Source organism: Paeniglutamicibacter sp. GQ140, from assembly GCF_059759235.1.
The window spans coordinates 1-17,110 of the sequence record NZ_JCAXDW010000007.1; the positions used below are offsets into that span (position 1 = coordinate 1).

The 17,110-nt window shown below is 57.6% G+C and carries 11 protein-coding genes and 2 pseudogenes; 9 read left to right on the plus strand and 4 right to left on the minus strand.

Annotation, left to right across the window (positions count from 1 at the left end; translation table 11 throughout):
* A partial coding sequence (locus AC6CHY_RS11445; protein WP_498226756.1) for an SH3 domain-containing protein occupies positions 1-1,092 on the plus strand: 1,092 nt, incomplete at its 5' end.
* A 42-nt stretch (positions 1,093-1,134) separates the two neighbouring features.
* On the opposite strand, the gene AC6CHY_RS11450 is transcribed toward AC6CHY_RS11445, so the two are convergent.
* A complete protein-coding gene (locus AC6CHY_RS11450; RefSeq protein ID WP_498226757.1) occupies positions 1,135-1,371 on the minus strand; it encodes a hypothetical protein in 237 nt (78 codons plus the stop codon).
* A gap of 213 nt (positions 1,372-1,584) precedes the next feature.
* Between AC6CHY_RS11450 and AC6CHY_RS11455 the strand changes: the two genes are divergently transcribed.
* From AC6CHY_RS11455 to metG, 4 genes are all read left to right on the plus strand, one after another.
* Entirely contained in the window at positions 1,585-3,177 is a 1,593-nt protein-coding gene (locus tag AC6CHY_RS11455; protein WP_498226758.1) for an ABC-F family ATP-binding cassette domain-containing protein, read from the plus strand.
* Between the two features lie 376 nt (positions 3,178-3,553).
* Positions 3,554-5,149 carry a phosphoglycerate dehydrogenase gene (serA, locus tag AC6CHY_RS11460; RefSeq protein ID WP_498226759.1) on the plus strand — a complete coding sequence of 532 codons (1,596 nt, stop codon included), beginning with the start codon at positions 3,554-3,556 and terminating at the stop codon, positions 5,147-5,149.
* 312 nt (positions 5,150-5,461) lie between these two features.
* Positions 5,462-6,511, plus strand: a complete 1,050-nt coding sequence (locus AC6CHY_RS11465; RefSeq protein WP_498226760.1) for an NYN domain-containing protein — start codon at positions 5,462-5,464, stop codon at positions 6,509-6,511.
* A gap of 44 nt (positions 6,512-6,555) precedes the next feature.
* Positions 6,556-8,112: a methionine--tRNA ligase gene (gene metG, locus AC6CHY_RS11470; protein ID WP_498226761.1), complete on the plus strand. Its 1,557-nt coding sequence runs from the start codon at positions 6,556-6,558 to the stop codon at positions 8,110-8,112.
* A 357-nt stretch (positions 8,113-8,469) separates the two neighbouring features.
* Here the strand turns inward: metG and AC6CHY_RS11475 are convergent.
* From AC6CHY_RS11475 to AC6CHY_RS11485, 3 genes and pseudogenes are all read right to left on the minus strand, one after another.
* A pseudogene (locus AC6CHY_RS11475) lies at positions 8,470-9,096 on the minus strand (transposase); the annotation flags it as partial.
* A complete protein-coding gene (locus tag AC6CHY_RS11480) occupies positions 9,071-9,301 on the minus strand; it encodes a transposase (protein WP_498226886.1) in 231 nt (76 codons plus the stop codon). The gene AC6CHY_RS11480 and the pseudogene AC6CHY_RS11475, both read right to left, overlap by 26 nt.
* A gap of 250 nt (positions 9,302-9,551) precedes the next feature.
* Positions 9,552-10,840 (minus strand): annotated as a pseudogene (locus tag AC6CHY_RS11485) (integrase core domain-containing protein).
* A gap of 701 nt (positions 10,841-11,541) precedes the next feature.
* Here AC6CHY_RS11485 and AC6CHY_RS11490 point away from each other — a divergent pair.
* The 4 genes from AC6CHY_RS11490 to AC6CHY_RS11505 all read left to right on the plus strand — a co-directional run bounded on the left by AC6CHY_RS11490 (position 11,542) and on the right by AC6CHY_RS11505 (position 16,987).
* Positions 11,542-11,916, plus strand: a complete 375-nt coding sequence (locus AC6CHY_RS11490) for a hypothetical protein (protein WP_498226762.1) — start codon at positions 11,542-11,544, stop codon at positions 11,914-11,916.
* Between the two features lie 140 nt (positions 11,917-12,056).
* Complete coding sequence (locus AC6CHY_RS11495) at positions 12,057-15,041, plus strand: glycosyltransferase (protein ID WP_498226763.1); 2,985 nt, start codon at positions 12,057-12,059, stop codon at positions 15,039-15,041.
* A gap of 1 nt (position 15,042) precedes the next feature.
* Positions 15,043-16,029: a polysaccharide pyruvyl transferase family protein gene (locus tag AC6CHY_RS11500; RefSeq protein WP_498226764.1), complete on the plus strand. Its 987-nt coding sequence runs from the start codon at positions 15,043-15,045 to the stop codon at positions 16,027-16,029.
* A 109-nt stretch (positions 16,030-16,138) separates the two neighbouring features.
* Positions 16,139-16,987: a hypothetical protein gene (locus AC6CHY_RS11505; RefSeq protein ID WP_498226765.1), complete on the plus strand. Its 849-nt coding sequence runs from the start codon at positions 16,139-16,141 to the stop codon at positions 16,985-16,987.
* The last annotated feature ends 123 nt before the right edge of the window (positions 16,988-17,110 follow it).

Below are 17,110 nucleotides of genomic sequence, written 5' to 3' on the forward strand. Positions count from 1 at the left end.
AGCAAGCTTTCCACCAAGATGGTGCAGTCTTTACCGCCTAAGCCCACTGTGACATTCAGTGCCCCGCGCTGGACCACGGCGAATCTGAATCTTCGCTCGGGTCCCGGTACCAGCAACGGCTCCATTGGTGTCGTTCCGAAGGGCGAGCGGGTGCTGCTCGGACGTTCCTCCGGTGGCTGGGCCAATGTCAAGACCAGCAAGGGCACGGGCTGGGTGAGCGACGACTATCTTTCGACCGTGGCTCCAAAGCCGCCGGTTGTGAAGCCGACCCCATCGAAGCCCAACGAAATCGTATTCAGTGCCCCGCGCTGGACGACGGCGCATCTAAACCTCCGCTCGGGTCCCGGAACCAGCCATGGCTCAATTGGCGTTGTTCCGCAGGGCGAGCGAATCCTGCTCGGGCGTACCTCGGGTGGCTGGGCCAACGTCAAGACCAGCAAGGGGACCGGCTGGGTGAGCGTTGTTTACCTCTCCACCGTGGCGCCACCGCCGCCGGTAACCACCCAGTACCGTTGGGCAAAGGGCAACGTAAACCTCCGCACGGGAAATTCGATTGTGCACCCGATCTTGGGCGTGGTCCAGGCCGGCGACCGAGTCACTTACCTGCAATCCAGCAACGGATGGGCCCGCGTGGTCACCAGCCTTGGCACCGGATGGATGAGCGAGGACTACCTCGCCAAGGAGGTCGTTGCCACGCTCCAACCCGACACCGTGGCAGTCAATAATGCAGTGAGAGCAAGGTATGCGGGCTACGTTTCAGCCTATGGCGGCGTTCGGCCGGGCTCGGTGGGACACAGTAGCGGCCGGGCGACGGACCTCATGATCAAGAACTACAAGAGCGCCCAGGGAATCAGCAATGGCAACGAAATTGCACGGTTCTTGATTGCCAACCGCAAGTCGCTGGGGGTCAACTACTTGATTTGGGATGACAAAATCTGGTTGGGACCTACAAAGGGATGGGAAGAGTATTCGAAATCCGGCAAATATGGCCAACAGTTCGTCAACATGTGGAACGATACGACGCTGCACCTGGACCATATCCATGTGGAGACGTACGGAGATTCAGGGACCGGCGCGCCGCTGGTCGAGTAGGCCCCACGTTTCGTTTCCCGAAGCAGGGGAACTCACTGGGTGTCATCCTGCGCGGATGTTCAGTTCACGCTGGATCGCCGATTGGATTAGCCGTTTACGGATTTTGAGGTTGATGGGCCGTCCGGCCATCAGCATGCCGTAGGCGATTTTCTCGACCTTGCGCTCGGCGCGACCGATGATGTTGTCGATCTCACTCGTTGGCAGTGATTCGATGTAGTCCCAGACAAGTTGTTCGTGGGCAGAACTGTCGCGTGAACCGGTGAATTCATTTGCAGACACGGCACGCCTCCTCCAACCAGTCTGGCATTCGAACAGGAATCGCGCCACCATGCTCGGCCGTGCTGGCCGATCCGACGGGGGGGTGTACCCGGCCTTGTAGAATCAGTGATGGTGCTTCGCGGTATTGGCTCGTGTCCATTTCACCGAGCGGACCCCCTAGGGGGAACGTGCCCGACTTTCCACCACCAACACTCTTGATAGGACCACACCACCATGAGCTTGATCCGGCTAAACGACGTCAGCGTGCGATTCGAAAACAACCAGATCCTGCGCGAGGCATTCTTCAAGCTTGAAGCGGGGGACCGGGTCGGTCTTATTGGCAGGAACGGATCGGGCAAGTCAACCTTGCTGAAACTGATCCTCGACCAAGTTGAACCGGACGCCGGCACGGTCGCGGTTGAGCTGGGAACCAAGATTGGCTACTTCTCCCAGTTCTCAGAACTCAATGGGGCCTCCACCATCACCGAGGTGCTTGATGAACTTTTTGTGGAGGTCAAGAGCATCGAAGTGGAACTAGCCGAGATTGATACGGCTATTGCCGCCGATCCCCAGGCCGATGAAATGGATCGGTTGATTCACCGCCAGTCCGAGCTCTTTGAATCCATGGATCGGCTGGATGGCTGGGATTACCCCCGTTCCATTGACACTGTTCTCACTAAATTGGGCTTTGACGAAGCCCATAGGATTTGCCCCATTGATTCTCTCTCCGGTGGCTGGCGCAACCGTGCAGCGCTGGCGAAGATCCTGCTCGAGGACCCGGATGTGCTCTTGCTGGATGAGCCGACCAACTTCCTTGATATTGCAGGTGTTGAATGGCTGGAAAACTGGTTCAAGTCATTCAAGGGTGCGGCGATCATTGTTTCGCACGACCGCAAGTTCCTGGACTCGGTGGTTACACGAATCATCGAGGTGGAGAATTTCCACCTTCACGAATACCCGGGAAACTTCGCCGAGTACGTGGTGGCGAAGCAGTTCAAGCTCAAGTCCCTCGAATCGCAGTTCCTCCACGAGTCCGAACTCCTGGCCTTTGAAGCCGAAGGAATCTCTGACCGCCGAGAAGCAGCCAAGGCCGCTAGCAAGGGCCTGGATAACAAGCTTTCCAAGATCAAGAAGTCGCGTTCCCCGCGCCCCGTGGACAAGATCATCACGGAAATCTACGGCGGCCTGCACATCAAGGACACCCTCTGCCGGGTCGAGGGCCTGTCGAAGGCCTATGGCGAGAAAACACTCTTCACCGAGCTCAGCTTCGAGGTGCGCCGCGGAAACCGCATGGTGATCCTCGGTGCGAACGGCAGCGGCAAGTCCACACTGCTTCGTGTTCTGACCGAACATGAAAAGCAGGATTCAGGATACGTGACCTGGACCAAGGGCGCGGCGGTGGTTTCCTACAACGAGATTCTTGACGAGCTAGATCCGGACGACACCGTGACCCACGCGGTCAATGCCATGCCGAATTCATTGGCCTTTAGCGCGACGAAGAAGTCAGTAAACCGGTTCCTGGCCATGTTCCAGTTCTCCGAGGCCGACTTGAAGAACCGAATTGGAAACCTGTCCGGCGGCCAGCGTGCCAGGGTGGCAATGGCCATGTGTCTTCTCTCGGGTGCCTCGGTTCTGATCCTTGATGAGCCCACGAACCACTTGGACATGTCCAGCACGCAGGTGATGGAGCGCGCGCTTCTTCACTTCCCCGGCGCCGTGGTGGTGGTCAGCCACGACCGGTTCTTCACCGAGAAGATTGCCAATCGCTACCTGGTGTTCGGGACGGAACACGCCAAAGCGGGAGAGGTCGTTGTCCGCGGGGCCTGAATACAATCCGTGAGTCCTGGGGACCAACACAGGTGGGCGGTTTTCTGGCGGCAGCTGAAAAATACGTTCCACCCTTTCACCCCGTATTCCGGTTATGGATCTTGCCGCTCATGGACGAAGCCTCCGGTTGGTCTGCCACCTGCGATTCCACAATCGGCAGCTAAGTGGGCGGCCCAACACCCACACTCGGCGATGCGTCATACTTTTTTGGCGAATCCAACCTCATGTGAAGATGCTCACAATATGGCGGCGTGATCCCGTAACATCCCGCCGTGGAACCGGGCATATGACGGGGCGGGCGATATTCTGGCCTTTCTGGTCCGGACGATCCCGGACCATGCATCCAGCCCACTGAAATAGCAAAGGTGCCACCCCCGTGTCTGTAAATAAGCCAGTCGTCCTATTGGCCGAAGAACTCTCGCCCGCAACCATTGCGGCCTTGGGTCCCGATTTCGAGATTCGCCAGACCGACGGTGCGGACCGCTCCCAGTTGCTGGCTGCCATTGCCGACGTTGATGCCATCCTCGTGCGTTCCGCCACCCAGGTCGATGCCGAAGCCATCGCCGCAGCCAAGAACCTGAAGGTCATTGCCCGTGCCGGTGTTGGCCTGGACAACGTGGATATCAAGGCCGCCACCCAGGCCGGCGTCATGGTCGTGAACGCCCCGACCTCCAACATCATTTCGGCCGCCGAACTGACCGTGGGCCACATTGTCTCCCTGGCCCGCCGTATCCCGGCCGCCAACGCCTCGCTCAAGGGCGGCGCCTGGAAGCGCAGCTCCTACACCGGAGTCGAGCTGTTCGAAAAGAAGGCCGGCATCATCGGTCTGGGACGTATCGGTGCGCTCGTGGCCGCGCGCCTGCAGGGCTTCGGCATGGAAATCCTTGCCTACGACCCGTACATCACCCCGGCCCGCGCCCAGCAGCTCGGCGTCACCCTCGTGGACCTGGAGGAATTGTTGGCACAGTCCGACTTCGTCACCATCCACATGCCCAAGACCCCGGAGACCGTGGGCATGCTTGGCAAGGACGCCTTTGCCAAGATGAAAGACTCCGCATACGTCATCAACGTGGCCCGCGGCGGTCTGGTTGACCAGGACGCTCTCTACACGGCGCTGAAGAACGAGGAAATCGCCGGGGCCGGCATCGACGTCTTCGTCCAGGAACCGAGCACGGACCTGCCGTTCTTTGAATTCGAAAACGTTACCGTCACCCCGCACCTGGGTGCCTCAACCGACGAAGCCCAGGAAAAGGCCGGCGTCTCCGTGGCAAAATCCGTTCGCCTGGCACTGGCCGGGGAACTTGTCCCGGACGCGGTCAATGTTGCCGGCGGTGTCATCGATGAAAACGTTCGCCCCGGTATCCCGCTGATCGAGAAGCTGGGGCGCATCTTCAACGCCTTGACCGTTGGTTCCTTGACCAGCATCGACGTGGTGGTTGCCGGCGAAATCGCCTCCCTGGATGTCAAGGCCCTGGAGCTTTCCGCCCTCAAGGGTGTCTTCATGGACGTTGTCTCCGACCAGGTTTCCTACGTCAACGCCCCGGTGCTCGCCGAACAGCGTGGCGTGGCCACTCGTCTGGTCACCACCCCGGATTCTCCGGAATACCGCAACCTGCTCACCGTCAAGGGCGCATCCACCGAAGGCACCCAGCTCGCGGTTGCCGGCACACTGACCGGTCCAAAGCAGATCGAAAAGCTCGTCGGCATCAACGGCTACGAAATCGAAATCCCGGTCACCGATCACATGATCGTTCTTCGCTATGCCGACCGCCCGGGCGTCATCGGAACCCTGGGCAACGTCCTCGGCGAGCAGGGCGTGAACATCGCGGGCATGCAGGTCGCACGCAAGGAGGAACGAGGCGAGGCGGTTGCAGTGCTCGCCATTGACTCGGCGCTGCCGGCCGGCGTGCTGGACATCGTTCGTGCCGCCATTGGTGCCACCGTGGCCCGCGAGATCAACCTCGAGGACTAGCACTCCCGGTATGCACTACGAGCGTGCCTCGCGTGCCGCTGGCGGTTTTCCTGACGATGAATCAGGGGGATTGCCAGGCTGGCATCGGGGCACGTTTTTGTTTGACCTTGAGCGACCAGCCTGGCGTCCGCGTCGGACAGCGGCCGAGTGAAGCACTGAAATGCGATGAAATCCAGTGGTCACGAATCACGTGGTTGTGAGGTCTATGTGCAGTGCCGACCGGTTGGCTATTTTGTGATATCGAAAGAAATCACCGAGGTGATCCGCGCGCTTTTCAGGGGGAACTTTTCCGCGGCATAGGATTGAGTGATGATGTCTCAGAGCGCAATTTTCGTGGATGCTAGTTTCCTGTTGGCCATCGGGGGACACCGTGCCTCCGGAACAACGCTACGTGCCGCATTTACGGTCAACTATGAGGCACTGATAGACGGGATCCTCAAGACGGCCAAGGAATTCAGCGGCCTAGAAAACCTGAGAATCTATTGGTACGACGCGTCCAAGGACGCAATCTTTACGGATCAGCACAAGCGGATCGGGCTGATACCCGGAGTAAAGGTTCGATTGGGCCGAATTTCCTTTAATGGAGAACAGAAGGGCGTTGACCTCAAACTTGGTTTGGATCTGGTTGGCATTGCCCGAAACCGTGCAGCTTCGGTTGCCTTTCTTGTTTCTGGCGATGACGATCTAGCTGAGGCCGTGGAAGAGGCCCAGGACCTAGGCATGAAGGTCGTCTTGATCGGCGTCGAGAAGGCTGATCACCGTCTGGGCGTGGCCTCGGTTGCCGAGCACCTCGCCCTGCGCGTTGACAGCATCATTACCTTGCCCGAGGAACTGATCAAGAGTTCGTTCGTGAAGGCCGTGGCGTGGGACCCCGGACACGCCGCCCAAACGGCGTCTATCGCCAGTGCAGGCACGGCGGCGAAGGACGCTGAAGTCGAGGCTGTTCTACAGCCGGTTGCTCCGAAGCCGGCCGGACCCAAGCCCCCCACGCCCGCACTGCTGAACCAGCGTCCCAAGTTGCAGGCTCCGGTGCAACCTCATGCCCCGGTGCAGCCGGACTACCAGCTAGTCTATAGCTCGACGCAACAAACTTCGGGGTTTGCCGGCGTCGCGGGCACTGACGCAAGCGCCTTGGATGTAGCTTCGGAAGTGGGGAGTAGCGTGGCCAAGAATTGGTACGCCAGCACCACCTCGGCCGAGTTGAAAGACCTGATGTCCGATCGGCCGCTCCTGCCCCCGGAAATCGACAGGGTGTTGCTCAAGGATTGCGCGCAACGTCTCGGCGAATGGAAGACGGATCTGCAGGATGTTCGCCGTGCCCTGCGTGTTGCCTTCTGGGACCAGCTCGACCAACTCACATAGGAGTCCCCGATGGGCGTATTGGGGACAAACTAAGATAGATTTCTATGGTGACTTCTGAGCAGACTCCGTTTTTCATCACCACCGCCATTTCTTACCCAAACGGTGTGCCACACATTGGGCATGCCTACGAGGTGATCGCCACCGATGCCATGGCTCGGTTCAAGCGCCTTGACGGTTATGACGTGTTTTTCATGACCGGTACTGACGAGCATGGCCAAAAGATGCTACAGACAGCCGAACGCGAGGGAATCACGCCGCGAGAGCTCGCACAGCGCAACTCGGATGCCTTCCAAGCCATGAACGACGAGCTGGGCATCAGTTACGACAGGTTCATTCGCACCACGGATTCGGACCATTACGCTGCCGCGCAGGCCATTTGGAAGCGTATGGAAGCCAACGGGGATATCTACCTGGACAAGTACGCCGGGTGGTATTCCGTGCGTGACGAGGCGTTCCACGCCGAGGACGATACTGAGGTACGCGAAGACGGCCTTCGATACTCCAACGAAACCGACACCGAGGTCGTGTGGACCGAGGAAGAATCGTACTTCTTCCGCCTCTCGGCTTACCAGGACAAACTTCTCGAGCTGTACAAATCTCAGCCCGAGTTCGGAGCACCCCACACCCGTTTCAATGAAGTCATCCGCTTTGTCGAACGGGGACTGGAAGACCTATCTATTTCGCGGACTACCTTTGACTGGGGCGTTCCGGTTCCCGGGAACAAGGACCACGTCATGTACGTGTGGGTCGATGCGTTGACCAACTACTTGACCGGTACGGGGTTCCCCGACATCGAATCGGAGTCGTTCAAGAAGTATTGGCCGGCAGACGTCCACGTCATTGGTAAAGACATTTCGCGTTTCCACGCGATCTATTGGCCAGCATTTTTGATGTCTGCAAAGCTTCCGCTGCCGAAGCGCGTGATGATTCATGGTTTCCTTCACAACAACGGCGTGAAGATGTCCAAGTCCCTGGGCAACGTAGTTGCCCCAGCAGATTTCATCTCCCAGTATGGTTTGGACCAAGTCCGGTATTTCTTCCTTCGGGAAGTTCCTTTTGGCGCGGATGGAAGCTACAGCCACGAATCCATTGTGGGACGAATGAATTCTGATCTTGCCAACAACTTGGGGAACTTGGCACAGCGGTCATTGTCAATGGTCGCCAAGAACTGTGGGGGAGCTGTACCAACCCCGGGAGAGCTTACGGACGCGGATCAGAAGATTTTGGCAGAGGCAGGCAAACTGCTTGAAATCTGCCGAGACTCATTTGCTCGCCAGGAATTCAGCAAGGCATTGGAAGCCATCTGGGCCGTTCTGGGCGATACGAATGCCTACTTTGCTGACCAAGCGCCGTGGGTACTCCGCAAGACGGATGTGGCGCGCATGGAAACGGTTCTTTTCGTGACCCTGGAGGTGGTTCGCCGCGTTGCGTTGCTCGTCCAGCCCGTGATGCCAGCAGCTGCAGCATCGTTGCTGGAGGTTCTCGGCCAGTCGGCAGGGTCAGCGCGGGAATTCGGTTCCTTCGACACAGCGCTCGTAGCAGGCACGGAGTTGCCGCCTCCGGCGCCGATCTTCCCTAAATACGATGATAGCCGGGCTTAGGACTGGTCGGCACGTTTCGATCGCTTCTCCAAAGTCGAACTGCGCGGATCGCTGCATGCGTACTGCGGGGGCCGAGGCGCTTTCTCTTTGGCTGAAGCACTACAAAAAGCGCACAGCGACGCCGAGCCGGAGCTGAATGTCTCCGAACCGGCCCGCCTAGTGGAACTGGAAAGCGAGAACTAGCCTCGATTTTTCGCCGGGTGCAGGCCGGCCGCCTATTCCATGGTTTTGCCGGGCTCGGCGGCCGGACGTGTTTCGAGCATGCTGGGATGGCCACGTAGTGGGCTGAGACACAGGGATCCATCTCTCGGGGAGCGGTGTTCTTTCGACTCGAATGGCTTCTTGCCGTGTGGATTCCTATGCCGCAAGGAGCCCGCTGCCCCAACCTTGGCGCAATTGTGAAGCTCCCTCGATCAGCGTGGCGAACGGGAGTAAATCGGGTGCGGAATCCGGGATCAGCAGCATAGTTCGGCGGGCGCTGCTGATGAGTTTCCCGGCAATCGAATACAGGCGATAGCGCCACCGCTTCATGTCCCAGATCCCGGCAACATGACCTCCAGGCAGGATCGCCAACGGCATCCAGGACACCAGGTTCACCGCGAGCATGGCCAGGTCCGCCCAGAGTTAGTTGGCGGCAAAGGCATGAAGAGGAAATTCGCCCAGTCGGGTGTTCTTAGGCGTCTTGATATGGTTTTCGCACCCCGACCGGGCTCGGTGGCGGGCGTCTAGGAACGCGACGTTGTATCGCTCTGAGTTGGTCAGGAGTTCCGTCACCCGGTGCCCGTCCACGTCGAAAAGTGAGGCCATGGCCCCGGGATGCAATGGTTCGGCCCGGAAGTAAAGCCAGGTGCCTTCGAGGTTGTCTTTCAACTCGATCACCTTCGTGGCGCCGATGACCCAGGCGTCATGCCGTTGGTTTCCGTGCTAGTCCAGCGCTTGGTCCCATTGCTGTTTGTCGTTAATCGAATGGATGAAGAGCTCGCGGGACGCCCCAGTAGTGTCGGCGCACTCTCCGCTGCCGTGTGGTCTCTTTCGGGACCTGGCACCGGATGTCATTCACCATGGAACTACAGAGCTTGACGACGTGGAAGGCGTCCAGGTCCACGATGGCTTTGGGGAGTTGCTTGTCGATGGCGTTGGGTAGCCGCGGATCGGATACAGCGTCGCGATCTGGATCCCGGCCACGGATCCCTCGGGTTGGGTCTTGAGCCGGTCGGCGTAGGCCTTGTCACTGCGTCCGGGCAGCAGATCCAGGAGCCAGGCGCTAAATAGCGTCTCTTGGTAGTGCTGTTCCGGCGACAGTGTATAAGACCATCACTTCGTGGACATGGAATCTCACCACATCGTGGGCACAAGGTCTCTTGGCTTCGTACACAAATACCTCTCGATATCTGTCACCTAGGAAGTGAACTCCTGGGTTTCAAATACGGCGGCAGTGCTTAGGTTTGCATCGAGAATTCTTCGTGGAAACGGGCATCTAATCGTTCCCACTGTTTGGTCGGGATTTGCATCTGGACCCCCTGGATGGAATAGGAGTCCACGTACTTTTCCGCGCCCGTCCAGGTCCATCATGGGCAGCGGAAACGAGAACACGACCTCGAGCGTGTCGGGGTCGGCGAGAAGAAATTCCTCCGTTGAGATGCTCCAGTAGTACCGGCGCCCGGCGAAAATGGTGGGCAGGGAGACGTGGTGGCACTGGTAATAGACCTGCCGGTTCGCCAGCGTCACCTCAACGACCAGCTGGTAGATCGCCGGAGGCGTTGCCTACCCGCCAGCCTCCTCGACGGCGTCGTACTCGTAGTCGAGGACCTGCCCGTTCTTGGAGATTGTCAGGTTGGATCGTCCCAGCTCGTACTTTCGCAGCTTGCAGGCCTGCCGGTAACGGGATCCCTTCACCTGGAGATCCACCAGCGGGATCGGCTGGGTCGCCGGGACGTGCTGTTTTATGTTTTCCCACGTGGTGGGGGGTGGCCTGCTCGAGGGCCTGATGCGACCGGTGGTCATTGCAGTGTTCCCGGTACCGGGAAATTCGCTCCCGCAGCCGCTCCAGGGTCTCCGGCCGGTTCGAATTGAGGAACCTGGTCAGCGTCTGGTGGAGTGTTCGTTCTGGCCCTGGGTGGCCGGTTTCCCCTGCAGCCTGGTGATTGGCATGGAGCCGCAGGAGGCAAGTAGGACTTCGACGGACAGGATCGCGCCCATGCGCAGCTGGTTGAATGCCCTCGAATTATCCGAGCAGCTCTCTGGACGTCCCATGGCTCCTGCTTGTCTGGTATGCGAAGGCATCCAAATGGCGAAAGGCCATGGCCGTTGATCTTGCAAGGGGCAGATCCGAGGATTGTGGTGGCTTGCGCGGTACGGCCAACATGGCCAACCCCGGCCAGGAGCCGGGCCATGGTCACGATCGATGGGGAACGTCCGCCGGGGAAAGAATCTTGGATGGTCGCTTCGTAGCTGATGGTTTCGGACCGCGGTCAATTCCGTCCTTCTCTAGCTGTTTGCGGATGCGGACCCGCTCGTTGATGACCTCGAGTCCGCAGCGTCGTGCAGGACGGACGTGGAGGCCTGCTGCGGATTCGGCGGTGGCGTGGGCACGGATCAGGTAGAAGATACTGCGGGAAGTTTTCTGGGATTTGCAGAATTTGCTGATCGTCAGTGCGGGCAGGATGGGCTCGTAGTTGATGATCGTGGCGCGTACGCGCGGTGGCAACGGGGTGTTCGCGCATTGAATCTGCCAGAAAAACGAAGCGTGAATTGTCTATGAATTTTGAGACAGGACGTCCACAAAGTGCTTAGGCAGGACACACCAAGTCGCGAGATCAGTTGTGTACGAAGAGATGAGACTTAGTGACTGCGAAGTTGCGAGATTACACACAGGGTGCGCGGACGCGTGTTCCCATCTAGCCAAATCTGACTGGTGGTGTACGCGGCGCTGGCGATTGGCCTGCAACTTCAACAATTGGCCGGATTACCGTCGAGGCGGCTGGTCATGGATTTGAAGGCCATCCATTCAGCGAAAATACAGAACAACGGACCGATCGCGACGTAGTCGGTGCAAATTCTGGGGCAGCTTGAACCTGTGCTGGCGAAGCCTCGTGGTCGTTTCACAGCAATTTGGCGCTCTACAGGTCGGTCGCCGCGAGCATGTCGAGGATCGGTGGTGGGGTGAAGACGTCGCGGAGGGTGCGGCGTGCAGTGGCTATATGCGGGTGCTGGGATGATGCTATAGGAAGCGGGACGCTAGCTGGGTGCTGTTTGGCGTGAATAACCTCCTTTGCCTAAAGTCGGAACCTCGAATTAGTTTTTATTTTGTGGGTTACAGTGAAGCCAATGCCGATTTTGACGCCCTCTTGGCAGCGTATAAAGTTGCTGTGAAACGGCGTGCATCGATCGCCGGACCTACCGAAACCGTGTGATTGGACAGCTGAAGAAATGCGAAAAATTCGATTCGGTTCGAGACGAACTAAGCAAGTCGCTCTTCTAGCCGGTGTTGCTACACTTTTCTTCATCGCCGGGATCGTAATCCTTCTGGTCAGCAACACGCCGGTCTACGTCATACTCTCAACCCTCGCGTTCCTCGGTGGTTTGGTATTTATCCTGACCGCGGTTCTCGGAATTCTGTTCAAGCAGAGGTCGGCTGCCGATCGCATGAGAACAGAGATGAACAAACTTTCCAAGAGGCTGGCAGAATCCCAAGCCGCACAGCGGGAAATGACGGAGAACCTGAATGTGTTGACCGCCAGTCAAACGCGGCTTTGGGACGATTTCGAACGCAGTAACAATCCTCAGCTCATGCTGAAGAAATGAAGGAAATGTCTTTCTCAATTATTGGCGCTAACGGTGACATCCTTGCGCTGAATCGATGGACTGCATCGAACGCAGCAGCTGTATGCATGCGTATTTCTGAGAGCAATCGGACAAAGGTAATCACGTCTCAGGAGAGTACCGTGTACCTGGTCGCCAACGGCGACGACAAGGACTTCAAGCGGCTCCGCACTCCACACGCCTTCACAGTCGGAATGCACCGGACCTTGCACATCTCCTCGCAGATCAAGCGGACAGGCGAGGTTCGTCCCAGTCTCTTGGTTCTCGAATACGATCGCGAAGGCAATCGACTGGGTGAGATCACAGTCAAGATCAATTCCACTGCCCGGGTGACGCTACGGCGGGGGACTGGGTGCATTCTCATAGCTATGCGACTCGTGGGCCGCGGCGCGGTGGAGTTCAGCTCTTTCAGCGCGGCGACGACTGCAGAGATTTCGAAGAAGCAGGGGCCGCTCGTCGAATACGTCGAAACAAGCTCCGCCATCGTCGAAGAAACTGCTGGGACCATCCTTGGTGCCCAGGAACGTGCCGCCGAGATTTCTCACTCCGTCAAGGCACTGTCCCGGGAGCTATTTAATCTGGCGGCCTCGCCCGAGCAGACTGGTGCCGCCGAGGTTACCGGTTCGGCTCGGACGAGTGAACCCATCTCCTCCAATCGGGAGAGAATGGTTCGGGAACTACTGACCTCCATGGCCCGCTCGCTCCCGGAAACTAACGGATCGCACCACTACGGGAAGATCCCTGCATCCGTCGGGCTCATCACCGATGAATACATGTTCAACTTCTACCGAGATGTTTTCGACGAGGCCATTTATCTATCGCCTGATAACCATGCGCAGATCCTAGCGGAGAAGGACCTTGACGCGATCTTCTACGTGACGTGCTGGAAAGGCATGAACGACGAGGAATGGAAGGGAGTCAAGTTCAGGGAGAAGCCGAAGTTGGCGCTCGAGAACATTCTGGAATACGCAAAGTCCCGAGACATTCCTACCGTTTTCCAGTCTATCGAGGACCCGCCGAACCTCGATTACTTCCTTCCCGTGGCTGAGAAGTTCGATTTCATCTTCACCTCGGATGCTGAATCAATCGATTCTTATCGGGTGCACTTGGGACACGACCGTGTCTACTACGGGGAGTACGGCGTTAACCCCATCGTGAATAACCCCGTCGGGTCCTTCCGATTCGACATCCCGAAGTCGTTTTTCGCCGGATCTTATCCGGAACGCTACCCGGAACGCTGCCTCGATATGCAGACTGTTTTCAACTCGATTCCCGAGTCGAGGGAAAACCTGCTCGTAGTTGACCGGAACTTTGAACTGGAGGGCTATGACTTCCCCGAGATGTACCAGGACTCGATTATCGGTCCGTTCCCCCACGATTTGCTTCAGAAGATCCACAAACTCTTCCGCCACAGCCTGAACTTCAACTCGGTCAAGAGCAGCTCGACGATGTGCGCCATGCGTGTTTACGAGCTCCAGGCCCAAGGTAAATCCCTCGTCTCGAATTACGCACGTTCGGTTTTCAACAAGTTCCCTGAGGTTCGGATTGTGGCAGAGCAGAATCCGCTGCCGAGCCTTGTGGATACCAAGCTAATCCACTTCGAACGGCAGCTGGCGCAACGAGCCATGCATTACGTCATGCATGACAAGACCAGCTACGCGGTGGTCTCGAGCATGGCGGAAACAGTTGGATTGCCGACTTCTGTGGGCCGGTCGAACACCGTACTAGTTATTGCCGACGGAAACGTGGCCGATATCGAAGGGATTGTCGGCAAACAGCTCCTTGTGGAAGCTACGGTCGTGTCGCAAGAAGCTGCTGCAGACGCTCTGTTTTCCGGTACTTATGGCTACGTGACCCGTATGGGTGACGCCCACGAATACGGTCCGTTCTACCTGACCTCGCGGGTGAACGCGTTTAAGTACGCCGACATCGACTTCGTCGGCCAAGCTGCCCGCTTCATCGACGGTGTCTACCAGGAGGCGGAGATCCACGAGTTCGTAGGTGAAGCCACCGACCTTGCCACAGTCATGTTGAGCACGGACCATGCGGATGTGGAGTTGTTCGTCTCGGGGGACCTCGAACGTCTGAACGGACGAGGATACGTGGTGGATCCGTACGAGCTGGATTTCGGAGCGTACATTGATCGTGAATTCGCGGATTCGGTATCCGAACATCCAGAGCTTTCCGTCATCGTCCCTGTTTATAACAACGGTCGGTACTTGGAAACCAAGTGCATTCCGAGCCTTATGCGGAACCAATCATGGTCAAGGATGGAGATCCTGCTCGTTGACGACGGTTCCACGGATGATCTGACCATAGCCGCACTCGCCCGTTTAGAGCGGATGCCCAACGTCCGGGTGGAGAGGTTCGGCGACGGTGGTAGTGGCAGCGCCTCACGTCCGCGTAACCGCGGCATCGACCTCGCACGAGGTGATCTGGTCACCTTCCTGGATCCCGACAACGAGATTTCGGAGGCGGGCTACGATGTCCTCCTCGATCTGTACCGGAAGTGTGCAGAGAGTGAGGAAGCCGTCGATTTCGTCAGTGGGTACCAGATCAAAGTGGCCCACCAAAATACCACCACAGGACGTCACGCACGAGGCAGTGACAACTTCGTGAAGAATCCGAAAGAGGTCTTCTTCGAAGCGGGTAAGTTCCCCGTTGTGTCCACTCAGGCCGCAATAATCAATCGCACCTTCCTTCGCAACAACAACCTGCGCTTCGTTGAGCGTGCCGCAGGGCAAGACACATTGTTCGGGTGGGAGGTCTTGGCGCAGGCCAAATCGGTTGTCTTCACGGACCGAGCGCACTTGATCTATTACGCCGAACGCGATGGATCCGTCACGAATTCGGTCGACGTCCGGTACTTCGATAAGTGCATGATCATGGAAACAGCGCAGGTCGATACTCTACGCAGGCTGGACCTGCTGGACCTGTACCGGCAGCACCACCTCGATAATTTTATTTCGAACTGGTATCTCAAGCGTCTCGAATTGGTCACCGATAGTGATCAGCCGCGTGCACGTAACATTCTGACCAAGATCGTCGACCTCTACGAGCGGCGACTTGAGGATTATGAACTCCAGAATTCTGGAAAGGAACAATAACATGAAACGTATTGCTATGGTCGGTTACTTCGGCTGGGGTAACTTCGGTGACGAACTCTTCCTCGAAGCACACAAACAACACCTGGGTAAAGAATATGAACTGGTGGTTGCCAATGACTTACTGGCTACACCGTACTTCTCGAAGCCCGTTGCCGAACTGGTGGAGGGCTTTGACGGTGTCCTCATTGGCGGTGGTGATCTGCTGAATCCACTGCGAGTCTCCGACTTGTACTGGGACATGGCGTGGCTTAACAAGCCAACCTTCATCTTCGGCCTCGGTGTGCCGCGTGCATCTTTCCGACGTGAGAACGTGATCGCGCAGTACAAGAAGTTCGTACAGCATGAGAACTGCAAACTCATTGTCGCTCGTGATGTCGAGAGCTACGAGTGGATCAAGGAGAACCTCGAACCCGGCGACAAGCTGAAGTGGTACCCGGACCCCGTGTGTGCACTCGATAGGCCAGCGGCGACCCCGCCAAAGGAGAAAACCCTCGGTGTGGTAATGCGCGAACATCGCTCACTGGACCAGGACATGTCGCACGTGCGGAAGCTCATCGACGAGGCCAAAGCCATGGACTACAAGATCAAACACCTTGTGCTGGCGACTAAGTCCCTCGGTGAAGACGATCTCAAGCGAGCTCAGCTCATCGCCGAGGAAGGCGAGGAGATCATCCACAGCGAGTCCCTGGACGAGCTCTGCGCGGCGATCTCCTCGGTCTCGGCCCTCGCCACGATTAAGTTCCACGGTCTGGTTGTAGCGACCATGTATGGCGTGCCGGCTGTGGCAATGTCCGTCACGCCGAAGAATAAGAATTTCCTCCGCATGCTAGAGCGTCCCGAGATGCTCGTTAGCTACACCGATCCAAACCTCCACAAGCACCTGTCGCAGTATCCAGCGCGTATCCATCAGCGTGTGCGTGGTGGCCTCTATCGAGAGGCTCGAGAGGGTTACCGTGTGCTAAAGGAAAGCATCGCTCAGAACATTTGATTTCGTTGCGAGGCCACGGTCATGTCCCCACATGACCGTGGCTTTTTTCCAGTGCATTCGATACGACATAACAACGCTGACATCACAGCGAAGATAAGGGACACGAAACATGCGTGAGATTCGCACGGCAAAGCCTCCGGCACGGTTCGAGAGTGTTGCTGATTTCCTCCAGAAGCGAGATGGTGTCCGTGGAACGGTCGAGATTCAGGTTGGCGATCTGCCGCTACATTTTTTCTACGACTGGCGAGGAACTGACACGACGTTCGTCACCTTCAGCGGGTCCTCGTCACCCAAGGTCAAACACGTTCCGGCATGGGCTGCTAAATCTACGACCGATGGTTTGGGTGTGAACAGGGTTCTAATCTCGGACCCGTCGATCATCCTTCACGAGGAACTCCGTCTGGGATGGTATGCGGGGAATCGGTTGCAGACGGATCTCCAGGACCAGCTCACCACCTTGGTTGCAGGGATCTCTGAAGGTACGCGCCTGATCATGTTCGGTCCCTCCGGTGGTGGCTTTACCTCGCTTTTCCATGCCTGCCGGATCCCAGGGGCAACCGCCATCGTTTCCAATCCCCAGACGAATTTCCCCCTGTTCACGGAGTCCGCTGTGCGGTGGTATCTCGAAGCTGCTTGGAATGTGCCACTTGAAGATTTGCCTCGGTTGCCCCTGATCTCTTCGGTGCTTGACATGTATGACCGGGACGGGGTGGATGCGAAGATCATTTACCTTCAGAACGAAGGCGATCACGATCACGTGCAGAAACATCTACAGCCCTTTCTTGACGTTGTGCACGACGACTTGCCTCTTGTAGTGTTGCGACCCTATTTGGGTGAGGGGCATCTCGGCCCGGACAAGGAATCTTTCGTTCGACTTTTCGACGCGGTTGTTGCCAATCCGGACTGGGATGTCCTGACCGACAAGCTCAATGCGCTTCCTTTCACGCGTAACGTTTGATTAACAGATCCCAAGGGGCCCAAATTGACGAATTTCCTCGCAGTTGTCTATCATGAGTCAGCCACGGAGCGTCTCGAGGCACTTAAGTCGTCTCTGAGGTGGATCGAGCACTTCGAGGCCGAG